A 978-nucleotide genomic window follows, 5' to 3' on the forward strand; every position below is an offset into this window, starting at 1 on the left:
CAGCGCATTACAGAGCGTTATCGCCAAGCCTTAAATGCATTTATCACCACGAGTGCTCAGAGCGACCAAGATCCTTCACTCGAAGACATTCTAAGCTTTTTGTGTTCTGCTGAATTTCATCAGGTGAGCCTACAGAATGAGGTGATGTTTCGATTAATCGGTCAGACAAAACACACCGATAAAACGACAAATCGCTTGGCCGAGGTTTACCACGAGCTTCTTGCTGAAATTCGTACTTATTTAGAAAAGGCGCAAGTAAACAATACCGAGCAAATCGCCTATACCATCATGTGCATCATCATTGGTCATGACTGGGCAAAAGTTTTAGGCTTTGGCGAACACAGAAACGACATGATGAGCACAACACTCATGTCGCTCGTATCTGAAACTAATGCCGACTACACCAAACGCGCAGAACCAAGTGATCTTGCTGGTGCGTTGTAGTTTTGCAGTTATAAGCAACTAGCTCAACTTCTCATGAGAACACGGTATGCATTTCAATGACATACTGTTTTCCAGCCCACCCTCTTTAAATGTTCTCTTCAGTCCCAATATTCAAATGTGTTCCTAACAACGATGACGAGCCATTTTGAAAACACTCCTTAAGAGAAATCGAAACCGCTTACTTGCTGTACTCACAAGCATCACAATCTTAAGCATGGCGACTGGCTGTTCAGCTCTCGCACACAAACCATATATTCCGATGAATGAATCGGCTCAGTACTACAATTATCTACAACCGAGTTTTTCAGATTATCTTGAGGAAAGTGAGCGTTGGTTACGTGAACACCGCGCCTATATTTCCGAGGATCATGCAAAAGAGCTAGCGATGAATATGCCCTTTGAAGTAAGACCCTCGGCACCTTCAAACAAAGCAATTCTCTTCGTGCATGGTCTTGGCGACTCACCCTATAGCTTTTCAGATTTAGGCAACACTATGGCTGAGGAAGGTTTCTATGTGCAGTCACTTTTGCTTCC

The 978-nt window shown here is 43.7% G+C and carries 1 protein-coding gene and 1 pseudogene; both read left to right on the top strand.

The features are described 5' to 3' along the window. Positions 1–444 (top strand): hypothetical protein (locus A3739_RS30030; protein ID WP_197472386.1); only part of this gene is annotated, 444 nt, incomplete at its 5' end. A 145-nt stretch (positions 445–589) separates the two neighbouring features. Next, positions 590–978: pseudogene (locus A3739_RS16780) on the top strand (alpha/beta hydrolase); the annotation flags it as partial.

This window comes from Oleiphilus sp. HI0067, from assembly GCF_001635735.1.